Consider the following 18,263-nt stretch of genomic DNA (forward strand, 5'->3'; position numbering starts at 1 on the left):
TGTAAAAATAGGTGGACTGAGTATTCCGGTTCACCATTTACAATTACAGCAAACACCATCGAAATCCATTGCTATTGATCCTGCTGATGCTCATATGAGCCTTCACATCTGATGTTATTGTAGCTCGAAAGACTATATCATTAACTCCAGGATGTGTTAAAAGCAATTAAAGTTCTTTTCTTAAACGGGCAACAGGAATATTCATTTGTTCCCTGTATTTAGCAACTGTTCTTCTGGCGATGTTGTAACCTCTGTCTTTCAGAATTTCAGTTAGTTTTTCATCTGCCAAAGGCTTGCGTTTATCCTCATTGCCAATACAGTCTTCCAGAATTTTCTTTACCTCCTTATTAGATACTTCTTCACCGCTTTCTGTTTGAATGGCCTCAGAGAAAAATGATTTTAATAAGAAAGTACCAAACTCAGTTTGTACATATTTTGAGTTCGCTACCCTTGATACAGTTGAAATATCCATATCAATTTTATCGGCAATATCTTTCAAAATCATCGGACGCATTTTACGCTCATCACCAGTAAGTAAATACTCATACTGATATTGCATAATTGCATTCATTGTTTTTAACAAAGTTTGTTGTCTTTGTTTAATGGCATCGATAAACCATTTAGCTGAATCCAGTTTTTGTTTAACAAACTGTACCGCTTCTTTTAACTTTTTATCTTTCTGAGCTGCTTTATCGTAATGATCAAACATATCAATGTACGACCGGCTAACGCGTAGCTCAGGAGCATTTTTAGAGTTCAGAGTAAGGATCAGTACCCCGTCATTATTAGAGACATGAAAATCAGGGATAATTTGCAGTTGTTTTGTTGTTACCTGATTAGAATCTCCCGGTTTTGGATTTAGCCTTAATATTTCTGCAATAATTTCCTTTAAGTCCTCACTGTTTAGATTTAGAGATTTTTCCAGTTTGTCATAATGCTTTCTGGTAAATTCATCTAAATAATTTTCTACGATTAAAATCGCTTTCTGAATAATCGGGTTATTAGGGTCTTTACGTTTTAATTGTAAAGTAAGACATTCCTGTAAGTCTCTGGCAGCAATACCTGGGGGATCAAAATTCTGAATTACTTTAAGCATTTCCAGAACATCTTCTTCCTCAACCATTACATTCTGAGAAAAAGCAAGGTCATCGATCATTGAAGTGATTGGTCTTCTTAAATAACCATCGTCATCCAAGCTTCCAATAATCTGTTTTCCGATAATAAAATCCTGATCAGATAAAGGTACAAGGTCAAGTTGCTCCTGTAAACTTTCAAAAAAGGTACTTTCAATAGCTATTGGTGTTTCCTTTTTTTCCTCATCGTCATCGTTATTGTTGTACGAGGTGCTGTAATCATTTACATCATCATCTTGTAAATAATCATCTACATTAAATTCGTCAGTATTTTCTTCCTTTGCACCAGCGTCAAAATCTTCAGGCGTATCATTGAGGTCATCATACTCACTTTTAGGTTCTTCAGCAATCATTAAGCTAGGATCCTCTAGTGCCGGATTTTCTTCCAGTTCTTCTTTTATGCGGGTATCTAAAGCAACTGTTGGTACCTGTAACAGCTTTATAAACTGAATCTGTTGAGGTGATAATTTTTGAAGTAATTTTTGTTGTAAATGTTGTTTTAGCATAAAAAGGTGATGATGTATTTATGTACCCGTTTCAAAAATACACATTTAGTGCAGATAAAAATAATTACGGGATGATAATTCCAATATAAACACTGTCTCCGGCAAGTTTTCCATCGGCTGATGCAAAACTCATGTAGCAATGCAGGGTATCTCCCTTGAAATCTATCGGTATTTTTACATTATACTCTCTATCATATCGGTCAGCAACATCGATAAACTGAAGGCTTTGTTCTTTTTCTTGGTTATAAAGCAGAAAAGAGGCACGATCTGAAAATTGACAACTTGGATTTTGTGATTGCTGTGCCCAATTAAATTGAATGAGGTTGTTGGTAAGGATTAATTCAGTATCATCTGGTGTAGCGATACGGCCTCTGCTGTACATGATTTCTGGTAGATTCAATGAAATCTGGTCTTCTGTAACTAGAAATGCATGTGGGAAGTTAAACTTATAGGCTGCATTTATTTCGGTTTTCGAATTAGCATATTTCTTGAAACCGGGTTTTACCAATTCTTCTATATTGCTTAAAAAGCTGTTTAACAGGCTGAATTTAGCTTGTTCATTCAATTGTTTTGCCGTTGGCGGTTTGTTGCTGGTTCTATATGTGGCAGTAACTACGTTTGTTTTGCGATGTACACGATTTACTGATGGCCCAACTTTTTTACGTATTGGCCCAATGATGCCTGATTTTATGACTCCCATGATTACTATAGTTTAAATTAATTACGACTTGTTAAAACTTCCGGTATAGGTACTGTCGGCAATAGAGGTTCTGTCGGCCGATGAGAAGGATATATAAGTTTCCATATATTGTCCTCTTAAGCTGGCAGGAATTTGCAAGGATGCTTTACCTGATAAACGATCAGTGCCAAAAAGTGTATAAAAAGCTTTCTTCTTTTTTGGGAAATAGGCGAGAACCATGACTTGATCCGTTGCCATTGGAAATGCCATTTTTTTATCGGTATCCCAGGTGAATTCTAATCCTGTTCCGGTTTCCACTACTTGTGGATTTTGTGCTGGTGTTAAATTCCCTTTACTTAATATCAGTAAGTCGTATTCTATCTGCAGATTTGGGTAAGAGCCGCTAAACATATTCGGTTTGTTGGCTGTTACCGCTAAATTAAATGGATTATACGCTGCATTGGGGCTTTCCACACTATAGCCGACGTTTATGAAATCGTGTATATGCTGAAAAAAGTTGCTGCATAACTTTGTTCTTAATCTTGCATCACGTTGCTTTTCTGTGTCCCGATCTTTGTATACACCTATGGTTCGAGATACGTTTTTTCCGTTTAATGTGTAGTAAAGTACATTGCCTAATCTTCCTCTGTGGAAGCCACCAGGACCGTCATTTGCGATTGCCATAACAATTTAAAGGATTAGAGGTTAATATTAAATCTTTAAGATAAGCTGTAAATGGCTGAAAATCAATAGCGTTTTGTAATGATGACTGTATGATGACAGTATGATCACTATCTAAATACAGGGTTGCGCTACCCTTGAGCTACCCTTGACATAGGGTTGAGCTACCTTAGGGGTATTTCAACGGTAGCGCAAGGGTACTTTAAGGGTAGTGCAAGGGTAGCGCAACCTAGAAGTCATACTGTGTTTAATAGGTAGTTATATAGTTATTATTGTAATCTTATCTTGTACTTTGACTTTTGATCATTAAGCAATAAAATCACTGTTGATTTACTTATTTTTTATTGATGGTTTCTTTTATGACTAAAGTTGGATATGAATGGTTCTGTTTTTACCGCTGATGTTGATTTTTTTGAACTTTCCAGTAGGAGGAATGATCAGTCATTGGCGGAGCAGGAGGGTTTTTGTTGATGGTTCTACACAGAAAGATGGTATGCACAGAAAGATGAGGGTGTTTTAGTCGATATTAAATCAAATGGAATATGGGGTAGTAGAAAAGATAGAAAGGATAATTTTTTAAACTTAGCAGCTGATAATGCGCATGTGACTGAACGGTATAAAAAGGTTGATAAATTCAATTTTGACTTCGTACGTTCTTTAATTCTAGAGTATAACTCATTGAAAGCAAAGGCGGAGGGGAAATAAAATATATTCCCCTGATATAAATTCTTTGATTTGGTACGATTTTTATAAATTAGAGTAGAATAAAAGAAACAACTAATATGGGATTTGTAAAAGAATTTAAAGAGTTTGCTGTTAAAGGCAGTGTAATGGATCTTGCAGTCGGTGTCATCATCGGTGGAGCATTCGGTAAAATTATAGACAGTGTAGTTAAGGATTTAATTATGCCTTTAATCTCGGCTGTTATAGGATCTGTAGATTTTAGTAATCTATATGTTGTACTGAAAGGTGAGGTAGGGTCTAATCTTGCATTAGAGGAAGCGCGTAAAATACCTGATACTGTTATTTTTGCATACGGTAACTTTATTACTGTTGCCATAAACTTCCTTTTATTAGCACTTGCTGTTTTTATGTTAGTTAAAGGGATCAATGCGATGAAACGTAAGCAAGAAGCTGAACCTGTTGCGCCACCAGCGCCAACAAAAGAGGAGACTTTGCTTACTGAGATCAGAGATCTGCTTAAAACAAAATAGATTCTATATAATCTTACTGCATACCCGAATAGTTTTTTTAGCTGTTCGGGTTTTTTATTTTCATTGGAATATTTTACCGATATAATGATGCTGTTTACCGATGATTACTGACTATATAAACAATGCTTGTTTCTAGTTGTGTAAAGAAACCTAATTTTGAGTACATCATAAATATAAAAAAACATTCAATTTATATAACAAATGGAAGAGGAAAGAAATAATAATTCGAGCAGGATATACGGAGGGTTGATCATTATTGGAGTCGGACTGGTTTTTCTATTAAGGAATTTTGGGTACTACGTTCCGGATTGGATATTTAGCTGGCATACTTTGCTCATCATCATTGGATTGCTGATTGGTTATAAGCGCAATTTTAATGGAGGAGGATGGATAATTATGGTTTTGATCGGGGTCTTCTTTACAGTTCGGGAGATTGTTGACTTCGATATCTCAAAGTATTACTTCCCTTTAATATTTATTCTTCTTGGCTTGATCTTGTTATTGAAACCTAAGAAGTCAGATATAGATCGTGGTAAAAGATGTAAGGCCAGGTGGAAGAACAGGATGAGGAGAAAATATGAAACTATGGGTGATTTAAATATTCCGGGTGATGATGTAGATAATCCAATGGGAAATGATAAATATGCTGGCATAGACAAAAATGATATAGTAGAATCAGTAAGTGTTTTTGGAGGTAATCATAGACAGGTTTATTCAAAGAATTTTAAAGGTGGAGAAGTAGTCGCTGTTTTTGGGGGCTCTGATATCAATTTAACACAGGCTGATTTTGAGGGCGTGATTAGGATGGATGTTGTAGCAGTTTTTGGAGGTGTGAAAATTGTTGTTCCACCAGGATGGGAAGTGAGATCGGAGGTGACAGCAATTTTTGGTGGTCTTGACGACCGCAGAACTTTAGGAGTGCCCGCTGTGGAGCCTCGCAAGATATTGATAATTGAAGGGGTAGCTATGTTTGGAGGGGTTGATATTAGAAACTTTTAAAACAAAAAACAATGAAATGGTTTATAGTAAGGTACGTTTATCAGATAATTACCGGTAAAGGAAATCACGCCTCTCAATTTGATGAACAACTAAGATTAACAATCGCAGAAAGCTCTGAAGAAGCACTGACAAGGGCAGAGAAGCAGGCAGATGAATTTCATCAACCTTTTAGAAATCACAATGGAGAAATGGTAAGTTGGAATTTTATTTGTATTGCCGATCTTTATGAAATCGAATCGCCGGCAGATGGTGCAGAAGTAGCTTCGACTTTGTATGAGCCGAAGGACGTAAATGCTTTCCTGGATCATGTTAATCAACGTAAAAATTATTTGCAAAAACTTTTACCATATTCTACACCCTCAATTAAATTGTTTTGACAACCAGACCTTTATCTGTTCCCAGAATTAAAAAGATAGCTTCTCTGATTTTTCTTGGATGGGTATTGGTATTTATATGCATTTTTTATTCTACTCTAAATTTCAGTTTAACCATATCGGTTGCTGATAGTCTCATTACAAATGGTTTACTCGCGCTTGCTTGTGTTATTCTGAGTAATATGCTGGGCTTTTATCAGCCGAAAAATGAAACTATTGTTTTTGTATTGGCACTTACCTTTTTTAAGGCCCTTGTGATTACTTTGGTAAGTAAGTTTCTGCTGGTTTTTTTGTTTAGTGAAGAAAAAACATATATCAGTTTTGTTAACTTTTCTGTTATGGTGCGCTTTCTGATCTTATTTGTATTCCTTGCCTGGTGTGCACTGGCTAATATTTTATGGTACAGACTGGAAGAGCAATCTGAGACACAGGAACGGTTACTCGATGCTCAAAATCTATCTAAAGAAGCTGAACTGAATAAGCTACGTCACCAGTTGCAACCACATTTTTTGTTTAACAGTTTAAATTCTGTTTATGCACTGACTATTGTGAATCCTAAAGAGGCTGGAATAATGATTACTCGCCTGGCTGCTTTTTTAAGAGGGACATTAAAAAGAGATGATGAGGTTTGGGTAAGTGTAGCTGAAGAGATGGAGTACATTCAGCTTTATCTGGATATTGAAAAAGTACGATTTAGCCATAGATTAAACATAGAAGTGGAAATAGCAGAAGAAACCTTAAATTTATGTCTGCCAGGAACATTTTTACAGCCTATAGTAGAAAATGCTATAAAGTTCGGTTTGTATAATACATCAGCTGCTATAACTATATCAATATTTGTAAAATTGGAGCATAGTCATTTGATCGTTGTGGTGCGAAATCCCTTTGATCCTGAAATGAAAGCCAGTGAAGGAACCGGCTTTGGTTTAACGGCTATTCGCAGGCGTTTATATCTTTTGTTTGCTGATGAGCGTTTGCTGCAAACGAAAGTAATCAATGAAAATATGTTTGAAACCACGCTTAAAATACCTCAACAACATGATAAGAACAATATTAATTGACGATGAGCCTTTAGCCCGGGATGTAGTAAAACACTACCTAATGGGTTTTCCTGATGTTGAGGTAGTTGCAGAATGTAGTGATGGTTTTGAAGGGATAAAGGCTATTGCGACACATCAGCCAGATCTTATATTTCTGGATATACAAATGCCTAAAATCAGTGGTTTTGAAATGTTAGAATTGGTAGATAAGCACCCTGCAGTAATATTTACTACAGCTTTTGATGAGTATGCGATTAAAGCATTTGAGGTAAACGCGGTAGATTACCTTCTTAAGCCGATTGAACAGAAGAGATTTGAGCAAGCTATGCAGCGTTTACCCGCCAGATTGAGTAATGTGGCGGCTGTTGAGCAGGAACTGCTGGATGTGGCAGCTTTAAGTCCGGCGCAAAGCAATAGGGTGGTGCTGAAGAAGAATGGTGTCATTAAGATTATAGCGGTATCTGATATTCATTACCTTGAAGCAGATGATGATTATGTAAAGCTGAGTACGGCTGAAGGAGTTTTTCATAAAAATAAAACGATGAGTTTTTTTGAACGTACGCTTGAAAGTAATCAGTTTATCAGAATACACCGTTCCTATATTATAAACCTGGCTCAGGTTAGCCGTATTGAATTAAAAGAAAAGGATAGTTACATTGTGCTTTTAAAGTCTGATATTTGGCTGCCGGTCAGCAAAACTGGATATATAAAGCTGAAAGCAGCATTGGGAATGTAGACTGGTTTTTAAGAAATTGAGAAGTATAACTAAAATGTATTTGCAATTAAATAAAAATCGAACTATATTTGCACCTCTTATTTAAAAATAAATAGTCAAGATATAATACAGTTATGAAAAGAACATTCCAACCTTCGCAAAGAAAGAGAAGAAACAAACACGGCTTCCGCGAAAGAATGGCTACAGCAAACGGTAGAAGAGTATTAGCTTCACGTCGCGCAAAAGGAAGAAAAAGATTAACGGTTTCAAGCGAAGGCCGCCACAAATCATAATTCGTTGATTGCAGCACAGTAAGTGTTAGCAGATCAGTATTTTCTGCAAAATTGCAATCAAAAGGATGAAAACATTTAAGAAAGAAGAACGGTTATGTAACAGACGATATTTAGATCTGTTATTTGTTGACGGTTCTTCTTTTTTGTTATATCCGTATCGCGTATCTTATATATTTGTGCCTGCTGAAAATACTTTTCCTACACAGGCTGTAATTAATGTTTCGAAGAGAAGATACAAACGTGCGGTAGATAGAAATCTGATCAAGCGCCGCATTCGCGAGGCTTACCGTTTACACAAAGAACAGGAATTATATATAAAGTTACCTGGAGGTCCTGAACTACTTTTGCTTTCCTTACAGTTTGTTGGTAAAAAGATTTATGACTACTCTTTTATGGAGAAGAAGTTGATCGATGCACTGAGAAAATTGACTTCTATTATTGAAGCTAATGAAGCAAAGAAAGTAAATGGAGGCAATTAAACAAATTATCGGTTGGTTCTTTCTTTTGTTGATTAAGCTATATCAGTGGCTTGTATCGCCATTATTGGGGGCCAATTGCAGATTTACACCTACTTGTTCACAATACGGAATTGAAGCTATAAAAAAACACGGACCGTTTAAAGGCGGTTGGTTAACTTTGAAACGCATTGGCCGTTGTCATCCATGGGGAGATCATGGTCATGACCCGGTTCCTTAATTTATTCTTTTATTTTAGATTTAATACAATGGCTACCATACTTCAGCTTGAAACTGCTACCCAAGTTTGTTCTGCAGCAATATCTATAAACGGAGAAACTGTTGCTTTGAAAGAACAAATGGCCAGCAATATCCATGCGGGCAGCTTAACACTGTTTATTCAGGATGTAATGGATACTGCAGGTTTGAGGTTTTCTGATCTGGATGCTGTTGCTGTAAGTAAAGGCCCTGGTTCGTACACTGGTTTGCGTATCGGAGTGTCTACCGCTAAAGGATTGTGTTTTGCATTAGACCTTCCATTGATTGGTATTGACACCTTACAAATGATGTCTGCCGGTTTTTTGGCTACTCAGGAAGATTATACAGGATTAATCTGTGCAATGATAGATGCACGTAGGATGGAGGTGTTTACTGCTTTGTTTGATACGCAATTGGATTATATTGGTAATACAGAAGCAAAGATTATCGATGAGCATAGCTTTGCAGATGAACTGAATGCTAGTTGTATTACTTTTATTGGTGACGGTGCGCTGAAATGTGCTGCGGTTATCCAACATGCTAATGCATCATTTTCTGAACAGAATTTTAATTCGGCAGCAAACATGAGTAAGTTGGCTTTAAAGGCCTATAAAAATGCAGAATTTGAGGATGTAGCTTATTTTGAACCATTTTATCTGAAAGATTTTGTGTTGACTACACCGAAAAAGAAAGTCTGAAATTCCCTATCTCTTTTTTGAACCTCCAAAAATACGCTTAAAAAAGCTAGTTCCTTCATCACCTATACCGGGCATGTAGCTACTGTTTTGAGGGTGGTTAACGGTGTTTCCAAATTTTATACCTATACCCATGTAAAATGAAGCCCCATTGTAGCCACTGCCTATGGTTTGGTCTTGTTTAATAATACCATTAATTTGTGTAACGGTTTTAAACAAGTTGTCTGAACCAAAAAACAGTTCGAAGTTTGGCGTTTGATATAAACCTTGTAAACCCATTAAAAACAGGCCACTGAAATTGTACGTTGGAATAGCACTTAAAGCTATACTATTGTATTTTAATTTATTTACCAAGGCAGCATCACCACCTTTATAGAACAAATTTTTAGAAACAATAATACCTGGTGTGTAAGAGAAAGGATGACTAAAGCTAAATGATTTTGAAACCATAAAATCAATTTTCGCATTGGTTGGACTAAGGAAACTTTTATGTGTTTCATTATCTGTTGCAATCCTGGTAATTTGTCTTTCAATAGAGGAAGCGCTTGCCTGTGGGTCGTTAATAATCAAAGGATCATTTATGTTATTAAATTCATTGTAATACGAGCTTTTTGCCCATTTAATGAAGCCCAGGTCTTTTAAATTAGCCATCAGGAATACACCACTTTTTGAGGTGTAACTTGTACCCAGACTAAAAGAAAGACCGGGATTTTTAAAAGTAGGTATTGCATCTTTCCTTGATATCTCTTCTTTTTCTAGAAAGCTTGCTTTGTACGTTCCATTGAGTGCTGCTCTGAGTGGGCTTGTTGATGAACCGGGGTTGAAGTAAGATTCAACAATATTTAATTTATTATAGGTGATGCCACTTAGTAAGCTGATCTTTGCGCCAAAAGCTAGCCTCTTGTTATAGTTCTCGCGATAAGTAAAACTGAATTGATGGTATGACTGCGCATATCCTTTATTGTTGAATGCATTTGTAAAGTCTTCGTTTTCATAAGGCTGGAATCTTTTGTAATCATCTAACATTGCCAGTGTCTCATTGGTATAGTTTACATGAGCATCAGTACGTACCTGCCAGGCAAAGCCCATTTCCTTTTGAAATTTATAAGACTGAAATATTCTGAAAGTGAGCAGGTATATATTTGAGTTCTGATATACTGCATTAATTTCAGCAGCCCTTAAAGGAAGGTCTTTCATGTTGTACTTTCCTTCATTGATCAGTTTTCTGATGAAATCAGAATTTCCTTTGTTAGCTACGTTGATGCCTAAATTAGGCAAGAGAAAGTTGGAAGCAAATTTCCGGGATGAATCTAAAACAAAAGTTTTCTGCGCTGGGTTTTCAAACCCATCAAAGTGGGTTCTGGTATTAAATAGTCCGTACTGCTGTGCCCATAAAAATGGAGACAAACAACAGCATAATAATGTTAATACAAGATGCTTTTTAGTCATAGAGGTGCTATAAAGCTAAAGAATCTTTTTGTAAAACCTGAGGCTGTTTGTTAAGTAATATATTGGTTTGAAACTTACCTTTGTCAGCGTTTAGCTGGTAGGTAAAAGAATCATAGTTTTTTAATCCTTCTTCAGACTGTATATGTTTGTAGTATGGCAAATAAACATTCTTCCTGATGATCTCATTTGAGTTGTTATGGTCGAGATAAAAGCTAATACTCGAATTACCGGGAAGTTGGTTGGCTGCACTGATATAATTAGGTGTATTGATCAATAATTTATTATTGTCATAATTATTTAAAAAGGCTTTTAGAGTTGAGGCGTGATTGGCAAATACCATATAGTTGTCAAATATAATATAATACGGCTTTTTAAAATTTTCAAAGGGTAGTCCGAAGTAGGCATAAAGTATTCCTTCTTCTTTTAATACTTTTATGTCATCATCGTAATCATTGCTCAGGTCTATAAAAAGTTGCGACAGTTTATCTCCATTAATCAAATTGATGGCTCCAATTTTTTCTGAGGTACTCAATTGGAAAGTCATTATCTGGTTTTTAAAATATTTAGGAATAATTTCGTCCAGATTGAGGTGGTATTTAGTGTTGATTTCCTGGATAAGCTCTGAAGACTTCTTATCATGTATGTTGTTCATCCATGTTCTGAGTTTTTTTTGCCATTCTGAATAGTTATCTATTGCAAATATGGTATATGAAGAAGTGTTTGCCGGAAGCATATTTTGTATACTGGTTTTTTGAGCTTCCTGATCAGAGAAAAGGTTGTAATAGTTACTTTGATCATTGGCAATAGTTGTTCCGGTGAGGAGTAATTTATCTTTACTATAATTGTATGTTAATGTCGCAAACGCATTTTGCTTGTTAAAAACAGAGAGCTCACCATTAAGTTTTCCATCAACTATATTTTTCAATACTCCCGGTAGTTTGTTAAAGTTTATATATAGTTGGGCCAGACTATTTTTATTGATTTTATTATTGGTATTGATAAAATCGGCAAATTCATTGGTTTTGTCTTTTGGTTTGGCAAGGTAAGCACTGACTTGCTCTGATGAGTTGGAAAGTATAACCAGATTATCTTTAATGCTTAGGTAGCAAACAGTACTATCAGTCAAAGTTAATTTGTTCAGGCTTTTCAAAGGTTCTATATTGGTCCCGCCTGCTTTAATTGCGTTAATTATTTGATGTCCATAAGTTGGATTATGTATTTGAGTAAAACAGATGAAATCCATTTTCTGCTTATTGCTCGGGATAAATCCTATGTATATATATTGATTTGTTATTTCCTGATTTACCATTGGCAATGTCAGAAGATGTTTTTTGATCGAAGATAATTGTTTGTATTTTTCCTCTCCCAGAATTTCACTAAAGAGAGGTTGCTCTTTTAGTATATCAGTGATTCCTTTTTCATTTTCAAAAGAAAAGATGAGTCCTGAGCTAGAAGTGGCAGCATGCAAACTTATGTCGCTGGTATTGCGGTCTGCATTTAGTCTGGAAAAATATAAATAGGCCATAGCTACAATAGCTATAAGCAATAAGCCAATAATAATTGCAATCTTTTTCATGTGTTCTTTACAAATTTAACTGAATAGTTTGACTATTTAATTTAATACTGGTGTTTACTGGGGAAATGCCTGTATTTTGTTAATTTTGTTATATTAAAGCCGATCTATCATGAGCAGACGAATTATCTTAACCGCTTCATTGTGCGGTGCTATTGCCGTTATATTTGGTGCCTTTGGTGCACATAGCTTAAAGAATGTTTTGAGTTCTGGTGCAGTAGAAATTTGGGCCAAAGGGGTTGAATATCAATTCTATCATACTTTTGCCTTGTTGTTCCTTTCGCAGTTTGCAACCGATAATGATAAGCTGATAAAGTGGTCTTACATTTTCTTTACAACAGGGATTATCTTGTTCTCAGGTTCATTGTATTTATTGGCAACAAGAGAGATTTTAAATATTGGTTTTCTTAGTTATATAGGTCCGATTACACCAATAGGTGGATTGTGTTTTATACTTGGCTGGGCTTTGTTGTTCATTGCTGCTTCTAAACGTAAGTAAAATGAGTTCTGGGCCGTTGGATATTGGAGAAGGTTCTGAGGAGAACTTTGGGGAACTCTCAGGAGAACGTTTTGGTGGGCTTTTTGGAACACAAGAAAATGCTGAAAAGTATTCTACCGAGCTTTTTAAAGAGCGGGAAACGCTTTTTGTAGAAGTGATTTTACCTTTATCGCTTGCCAAGAACTATATGTACAGGGTGCCGTTTGAATTAAATGAACAAACGGAAGTAGGTAAGCGGGTAGTTGTACAATTTGGTAAGAACAAAATCTATACTGCACTTATTAAAAGCATTAGCCAGACTGCTCCTGAACATTATCAGGCAAAATATATTATTGATGTAGTAGATGAACATCCGATTATTACCCCTCAGCAATTGCAGTTATGGGATTGGATGACCAACTATTACCTCTGCAATGAAGGCGATGTAATGTCGGCTGCGTTGCCCACTGGGCTAAAACTGGCTAGTGAAACTATTATAGTACTTAAAGAGGATAATGATTCTGAAACTGAAGAATCTGAAGAGGTTTTAACTGAAAAAGAAGCTGCGCTTATTACCGCTTTAAACAGTCAAAAGCGATTAACTATCGATGAAGTATCGGTATTACTTGGCCAAAAAACAGTATATCCCATCATCAATTCCTTAATAGAAAAAGGACTGATTTATATAGCTGAAGAAGTAGTAGAGAAGTATAAACCTTTGCTTAAATCTTTCGTGTCGCTAAATCCTTTTTATCAGGAGGAAGAGCATCTGAAAGAACTGTTTTCTATTCTGGAAAGAGCTCCGAAACAATTAAATGCCCTGCTGACTTTTATTAAGCTTTATAGACAACAGGATCTGATTCCGAAACAACAACTGTTAGAAGAGAGTGACTGTGGACAGGCGGCTTTTAAAGCCTTGCAGGATAAGGAAATATTTAAGGTGGTAAAACGTCCGGTAAGCCGGTTAAAGGAAAACGAGGACGATTTTATTCTTAATTTTGAGTTGAGTGAGGTTCAGAATAAAGCTCTGGCTCAGATTGAGGCTGGTTTTGAAGAAAAGGATGTGGTTTTATTACATGGGATTACAGCTTCTGGAAAAACACAGGTCTATATTAAGCTCATCGAAAAGGCAATAGAAAAAGGCGGACAGGTATTGTTCCTGCTTCCAGAAATTGCGTTAACTACCCAGATTGTCCAGCGTATACAACGCTATTTTGGTGATGCAATTGGTGTATATCATTCTAAATTTAATAATAATGAAAGGGTAGAAATCTGGAATAAGGTTTTGAATGGAAAATATAGGGTGGTACTTGGTGCCAGATCAGCTGTATTCCTGCCTTTTAAAGAACTTAAGCTAATAGTTGTAGATGAAGAGCACGAATCCTCTTATAAGCAACAAGAGCCTTCACCAAGATATCAGGCACGTGATGTTGCAGTTTTGCTTGCTCATTTACATCAAGCTAAGGCAGTTCTTGGTTCTGCAACCCCATCCATAGAAAGTTATTACAATGCAGTAAACAACAAATATGGACTGGTGACTATGAACGAACGTTTCGGTGGGGTTGAGCTACCGTTACACGAGGTGGTTAGCATTTCTGAGGAAACGAAGAAGAAGAAAATGGTTTCTTATTTTTCAAGTAAGCTTATTGATGAAATTGCTTATACCATGGAGCAAAAGGAGCAAGTGATTTTGTTTCAAAATCGTCGCGGTTATGCTACAATTCTGATTTGCGCAACTTGTGGTTATGCACCGAAGTGTGTGAGTTGTGATGTCTCTTTAACTTATCATAAAACAAGTGGCAAATTGCATTGTCATTATTGTGGTTACCATCAAAGTAGTATCAATATTTGTCCGGCTTGCGGTTCTGTACATATTGAACAGAAAGGTTTTGGCACAGAACGGGTAGAAGAAGAGCTAAGCCTTATTTTTCCAGAAGCCAAAATTGCAAGACTTGACGTGGATAGTACGCGTACCAAAAATGGCTTAATGCAGATTATTACTGATTTCCAGGATAAGAAAACCGATATTCTGATTGGTACACAAATGGTAGCGAAAGGACTCGATTTTGATAATGTGACACTGATTGGTGTTATTAATGCTGATACACTGTTCAATTACCCTGATTTTAGAGCATTTGAACGTAGTTATCAATTGCTTGCTCAAGTAGCTGGCAGGGCTGGAAGAAGAGATAAACAAGGGAAGGTTATAATTCAGGCTTATGATGATCAGCACCGTATCATTCGGCAGGTGATCGATAATAAGTATCTGGAGATGTATAATGATGAACTTACAGAGCGCAGGCAGTTTCTTTATCCGCCTTTTACCAGGATGATATTTATCAATATTAAACATAAAGATCAGGACCTTTTAAATGTGGCTGCACAACGTTTTGCTACGGTATTAAGAGGACAACTGGGACGCAGGGTGTTAGGTCCTGAACAACCAATGGTTAGTCGAATCAGAAATTATTATATAAAACAGGTCATCATTAAAGCTGATAAGGAGAGCTCTATTCAAAAAGTTAAATCTATCCTTAAGGAAACAATTTTGCAGTTTCAATCGGAAAAAGATTTCCGTGCTGTAAACATTCAGGTAGACGTAGATCCTTACTAGATTTTATTGGGATTGATCCTGTGTCGATTAGCCTTTATTAATGCATTTAGCCCGAAAAAGATTGAATTATTTATTTCAAAAAGCGATATTTGAGGTGAAATGGCATATAAGTTTGTTGACAATTACAGAGAGCAGGGGGCAAGGAAGCGTTTGGTGGTTCATCTTGAATCAAGAGGGATAGCTGACAAAAAGGTGTTGAAAGCAATAGGGAAAGTTCCGAGGCATTTCTTTTTCGATGAAACTTTCTGGAACCAGGCTTATAAGGATATTGCATTCCCGATTGGGGATGGACAAACTATTTCTCAGCCCTATACTGTTGCTTATCAAAGCGAATTGCTACATATAAAAAAAGGCGATAAAGTTTTAGAAATCGGGACAGGATCGGGCTACCAGACTTGTGTTTTAATGGAACTGGGTGCCAATGTTTATACTATAGAACGTCAGGAAAGTATATACCGTCATACCATCAGGGTTTTACCTGGGATGGGGTATAATGCGCATTTCTTTTTCGGAGATGGGTCTAAAGGTATTGCTGATCATGCTCCATATGATAAGATTATTGTTACAGCGGGTGCGCCATTTGTGCCAGAAATCTTACTGAAACAACTTAAAGTTGGTGGGATATTGGTCATTCCTGTAGGTGATGAGCACTCTCAGAAAATGGTTACAGTGATCCGTGTAAGTGAAACGGATTATGAAAGAATCGAATTGGATACTTTTAGATTTGTACCATTAGTAGGTGACCAAGCCTGGTAAACCTACTAAACTTTCATTGCACGATCCAGTTCTCTTTTTGATTCTCTTTCTTTAATACTGTCTCTTTTGTCGAACTCTTTTTTACCTTGTGCTAATGCAATTTCTATTTTTGCAAAACCTCTCTCATTGGTAAATATGCGTAATGGGACAATTGTATAACCCTTTTCTTCACTTTTTACTTTAAGCTTTTTTAGTTCTTTTTTATGAAGTAGAAGAACACGGTCGCGCTTAATTTCGTGGTGGTGAAAAGAACTATGACTATATTCCGAAATATGCAGATTTCGCACGTATAGAGTATTGCCAATAAACATACAGAAAGCATCTGTCATATTGGCTTTACCTTGTCTTATTGCTTTAATTTCAGTACCCAGTAAGGCTAGTCCCGCATTGTATTTATCAATAATGTGGTAATCGAAATAAGCCCTTTTATTTTTTATTTGAATGTCATTCTTCATAAGAAGCTGCTAATATCTCAATTTTATCTTACAATAAGTACAGGAATAGATACTTTATGACGTACCGAATTGACTGTAGTGCCTAATATAAGGTCTTTTAGACCTTTATGACCATGAGCCCCCATTACCAATAATTGAATGTCTGTTTCTTTACTTATCGCAACTATAGCTTTTACAGTTCCCCCATATCCAATGTGGGGACTGGCTTTATATCCAAGTTCAGAAAGGTTGTCACAATACTTCTGCAGATTTTCTGTGTCACTTTGTGTTTCATAATCTAAAGCCGACTCTCCATAATAATTTGCAGCAGCAGTTTCTACTACATGTATGAGATAATAGTGAGCATGCTTACCTCCTTGAATGAGTGCGTGTCGGATGGTATTACGGTCATTTTTAGAGAAGTCAACTGTAATGCCGATACGTGTATAATTGATCTTTTCTACATTTTCAATATCTAAAGCTTTGCCATGGGGTACGTTATTGCTTTCGCGTTTCAAACGACTGATAAGTGGATAGATAAAAACATATAGAAGTAGTAAACCGATGAGTATTGCTAAAGGGATTATAATAGCATAAACATACCATTCCCCCTCAGCTCCCCATATCTTAATTTCTTCTACTACAAGTTTTACATTTAGTGTCACAATGATGATTGAGGCGGACCAGGCAAGTACTTTTACCCAGGTCTTGATGGCAAATCCTTTCATTGCTTTTTTGTCGGATGTAAAGTGTATCAAGGGAATTACAGCGAATCCGAGTTGCAAACTCAATACAACCTGACTTAATATTAATAATCCGCCCAGCGCATCATCTCCATACCATAAGATGGTGAAAAATGCCGGGATAATAGCTAATAGACGAGTGATTAAACGGCGCAACCAGGGCTGGATACGAAGCTTTAAGTGCCCCTCCATTACAATTTGTCCGGCCAGTGTGCCTGTGATGGTAGAGCTTTGCCCTGCTGCTATTAATGCGATGGCGAAAAGAGCAGGTGCAACATTACCGAATATATTTTGAAGCAGCTTATGTGCATCTTGTATTTCGGCTATTTCATGGTGACCATTGGTGTAAAATGCAGCTGCGGCAAGAATTAAAATAGCTGCATTCACAAAGAAAGCGAGGTTTAAGGCTACAGCAGTATCGATGAAATTGAACTTTATCGCTTCTTTAATGCCTTTCTCATCCCTGTTAAATTTACGGGTCTGTACCAATGAAGAATGCAGATATAGGTTATGAGGCATCACCGTCGCCCCAATGATTCCAATGGCAATATAAAGTGCTTCCCCTGATAACATTGATGGTTCAAATCCAGCAATAACATCTTTAAGAACAGGTTCAACAATAAACATTTCTGCGAGAAATGATACACCTACAATAAACACCATCGAGACAATGAAGGCTTCCATTTTTCGCATTCCTTTGTTGAGTAAGAAAAGAAGCAAGACAGTATCGAAAATGGTAATGCTGATACCCCAAATGAGTGGAAGGCCAAATAAAAGATTTAAGCCTATAGCCATTCCAATAATTTCTGCAAGATCACAAGCTACAATGGCGGTTTGCGCTAACATAAACAGTGGTATATTTACCCATTTTGGATAGCCATTTCTTGAAGCCTGTGCAAGATCTAACCCTCTGACAATTCCTAAACGTGCACTAAGTGATTGCAGCAGAAGTGCTATGAGGTTTGACATGAGCAATACCCAAATGAGCTGATAACCAAATTTACTACCACCTGCAAGGTCGGTTGCCCAGTTTCCAGGATCCATATACCCTACGCTGACCAGGTAAGCAGGGCCTAAAAAGGAAAGAATACGACGCCAACCAGTGCGTTTGTGCGTATCTACACTTTGGTGAACTTCACTTAAGGATTCGGGAGCTTTATGTTCGGAGTTCATA

Annotated in this window: 19 protein-coding genes; 12 read left to right on the forward strand and 7 right to left on the reverse strand. The window is 36.6% G+C overall.

The window, feature by feature from the left end:
• Positions 1-166 precede the first annotated feature (166 nt).
• The 3 genes from rpoN to WC623_RS08855 form a co-directional block, all read right to left on the reverse strand.
• The gene (rpoN, locus tag WC623_RS08845; RefSeq protein ID WP_372850067.1) at positions 167-1,639 is read right to left on the reverse strand and encodes an RNA polymerase factor sigma-54; all 1,473 of its coding nucleotides are present in this window, start codon (positions 1,637-1,639) and stop codon (positions 167-169) included.
• A gap of 64 nt (positions 1,640-1,703) precedes the next feature.
• On the reverse strand, positions 1,704-2,339 hold the full coding sequence (locus tag WC623_RS08850; protein ID WP_372850069.1) for a DUF6266 family protein: 636 nt from the start codon (positions 2,337-2,339) through the stop codon (positions 1,704-1,706).
• Between the two features lie 21 nt (positions 2,340-2,360).
• Positions 2,361-3,002 carry a DUF6266 family protein gene (locus WC623_RS08855; RefSeq protein WP_372850071.1) on the reverse strand — a complete coding sequence of 214 codons (642 nt, stop codon included), beginning with the start codon at positions 3,000-3,002 and terminating at the stop codon, positions 2,361-2,363.
• A 779-nt stretch (positions 3,003-3,781) separates the two neighbouring features.
• Here WC623_RS08855 and mscL point away from each other — a divergent pair.
• The 9 genes from mscL (at position 3,782) to tsaB (ending at position 9,045) form a co-directional block, all read left to right on the forward strand.
• Positions 3,782-4,213 (forward strand): large conductance mechanosensitive channel protein MscL, encoded by a 432-nt coding sequence (gene mscL / locus WC623_RS08860; protein WP_372850073.1) that lies wholly within the window; start codon positions 3,782-3,784, stop codon positions 4,211-4,213.
• Positions 4,214-4,414: 201 nt separating this feature from the next.
• Entirely contained in the window at positions 4,415-5,212 is a 798-nt protein-coding gene (locus tag WC623_RS08865) for a LiaI-LiaF-like domain-containing protein (protein ID WP_372850075.1), read from the forward strand.
• 11 nt (positions 5,213-5,223) lie between these two features.
• Positions 5,224-5,589 carry a DUF4288 domain-containing protein gene (locus tag WC623_RS08870; RefSeq protein ID WP_372850077.1) on the forward strand — a complete coding sequence of 122 codons (366 nt, stop codon included), beginning with the start codon at positions 5,224-5,226 and terminating at the stop codon, positions 5,587-5,589.
• A complete protein-coding gene (locus tag WC623_RS08875; protein ID WP_372850079.1) occupies positions 5,586-6,647 on the forward strand; it encodes a sensor histidine kinase in 1,062 nt (353 codons plus the stop codon). The genes WC623_RS08870 and WC623_RS08875 overlap by 4 nt, the downstream gene beginning before the upstream one ends.
• Complete coding sequence (locus tag WC623_RS08880; RefSeq protein ID WP_372850081.1) at positions 6,625-7,362, forward strand: LytR/AlgR family response regulator transcription factor; 738 nt, start codon at positions 6,625-6,627, stop codon at positions 7,360-7,362. The genes WC623_RS08875 and WC623_RS08880 overlap by 23 nt, the downstream gene beginning before the upstream one ends.
• 113 nt (positions 7,363-7,475) lie before the next feature.
• Positions 7,476-7,634 (forward strand): 50S ribosomal protein L34, encoded by a 159-nt coding sequence (rpmH, locus tag WC623_RS08885; protein ID WP_316815381.1) that lies wholly within the window; start codon positions 7,476-7,478, stop codon positions 7,632-7,634.
• A gap of 65 nt (positions 7,635-7,699) precedes the next feature.
• The gene (locus WC623_RS08890) at positions 7,700-8,113 is read left to right on the forward strand and encodes a ribonuclease P protein component (RefSeq protein WP_372850083.1); all 414 of its coding nucleotides are present in this window, start codon (positions 7,700-7,702) and stop codon (positions 8,111-8,113) included.
• The gene (gene yidD, locus WC623_RS08895; RefSeq protein ID WP_372850085.1) at positions 8,100-8,330 is read left to right on the forward strand and encodes a membrane protein insertion efficiency factor YidD; all 231 of its coding nucleotides are present in this window, start codon (positions 8,100-8,102) and stop codon (positions 8,328-8,330) included. Before WC623_RS08890 ends, yidD begins: the two co-directional genes overlap by 14 nt.
• 28 nt (positions 8,331-8,358) lie before the next feature.
• On the forward strand, positions 8,359-9,045 hold the full coding sequence (tsaB, locus tag WC623_RS08900; protein WP_372850087.1) for a tRNA (adenosine(37)-N6)-threonylcarbamoyltransferase complex dimerization subunit type 1 TsaB: 687 nt from the start codon (positions 8,359-8,361) through the stop codon (positions 9,043-9,045).
• A 6-nt stretch (positions 9,046-9,051) separates the two neighbouring features.
• Here the strand turns inward: tsaB and WC623_RS08905 are convergent, their stop codons facing one another.
• Complete coding sequence (locus WC623_RS08905; protein WP_372850089.1) at positions 9,052-10,491, reverse strand: DUF5723 family protein; 1,440 nt, start codon at positions 10,489-10,491, stop codon at positions 9,052-9,054.
• A 7-nt stretch (positions 10,492-10,498) separates the two neighbouring features.
• Entirely contained in the window at positions 10,499-12,067 is a 1,569-nt protein-coding gene (locus tag WC623_RS08910) for a hypothetical protein (protein ID WP_372850091.1), read from the reverse strand.
• 109 nt (positions 12,068-12,176) lie between these two features.
• Between WC623_RS08910 and WC623_RS08915 the strand changes: the two genes are divergently transcribed.
• From WC623_RS08915 to WC623_RS08925, 3 genes are all read left to right on the forward strand, one after another.
• Complete coding sequence (locus WC623_RS08915) at positions 12,177-12,563, forward strand: DUF423 domain-containing protein (protein ID WP_372850093.1); 387 nt, start codon at positions 12,177-12,179, stop codon at positions 12,561-12,563.
• Between the two features lies 1 nt (position 12,564).
• Positions 12,565-15,156 (forward strand): primosomal protein N', encoded by a 2,592-nt coding sequence (priA, locus tag WC623_RS08920; RefSeq protein WP_372850095.1) that lies wholly within the window; start codon positions 12,565-12,567, stop codon positions 15,154-15,156.
• Positions 15,157-15,255: 99 nt separating this feature from the next.
• The gene (locus tag WC623_RS08925; protein WP_372850097.1) at positions 15,256-15,912 is read left to right on the forward strand and encodes a protein-L-isoaspartate(D-aspartate) O-methyltransferase; all 657 of its coding nucleotides are present in this window, start codon (positions 15,256-15,258) and stop codon (positions 15,910-15,912) included.
• Positions 15,913-15,917: 5 nt separating this feature from the next.
• Here WC623_RS08925 and smpB read toward each other — a convergent pair whose 3' ends face one another.
• Both smpB and WC623_RS08935 read right to left on the reverse strand, forming a co-directional pair.
• Positions 15,918-16,367 (reverse strand): SsrA-binding protein SmpB, encoded by a 450-nt coding sequence (gene smpB / locus WC623_RS08930; protein ID WP_372850099.1) that lies wholly within the window; start codon positions 16,365-16,367, stop codon positions 15,918-15,920.
• Between the two features lie 23 nt (positions 16,368-16,390).
• Positions 16,391-18,262, reverse strand: coding sequence for an Nramp family divalent metal transporter (locus WC623_RS08935; protein WP_372850101.1), 1,872 nt, complete (start codon positions 18,260-18,262; stop codon positions 16,391-16,393).
• Position 18,263 lies beyond the last annotated feature (1 nt).

Origin of the sequence: Pedobacter sp., from assembly GCF_041645105.1 — a bacterium.
In the GTDB taxonomy this organism is placed as follows: domain Bacteria; phylum Bacteroidota; class Bacteroidia; order Sphingobacteriales; family Sphingobacteriaceae; genus Pedobacter.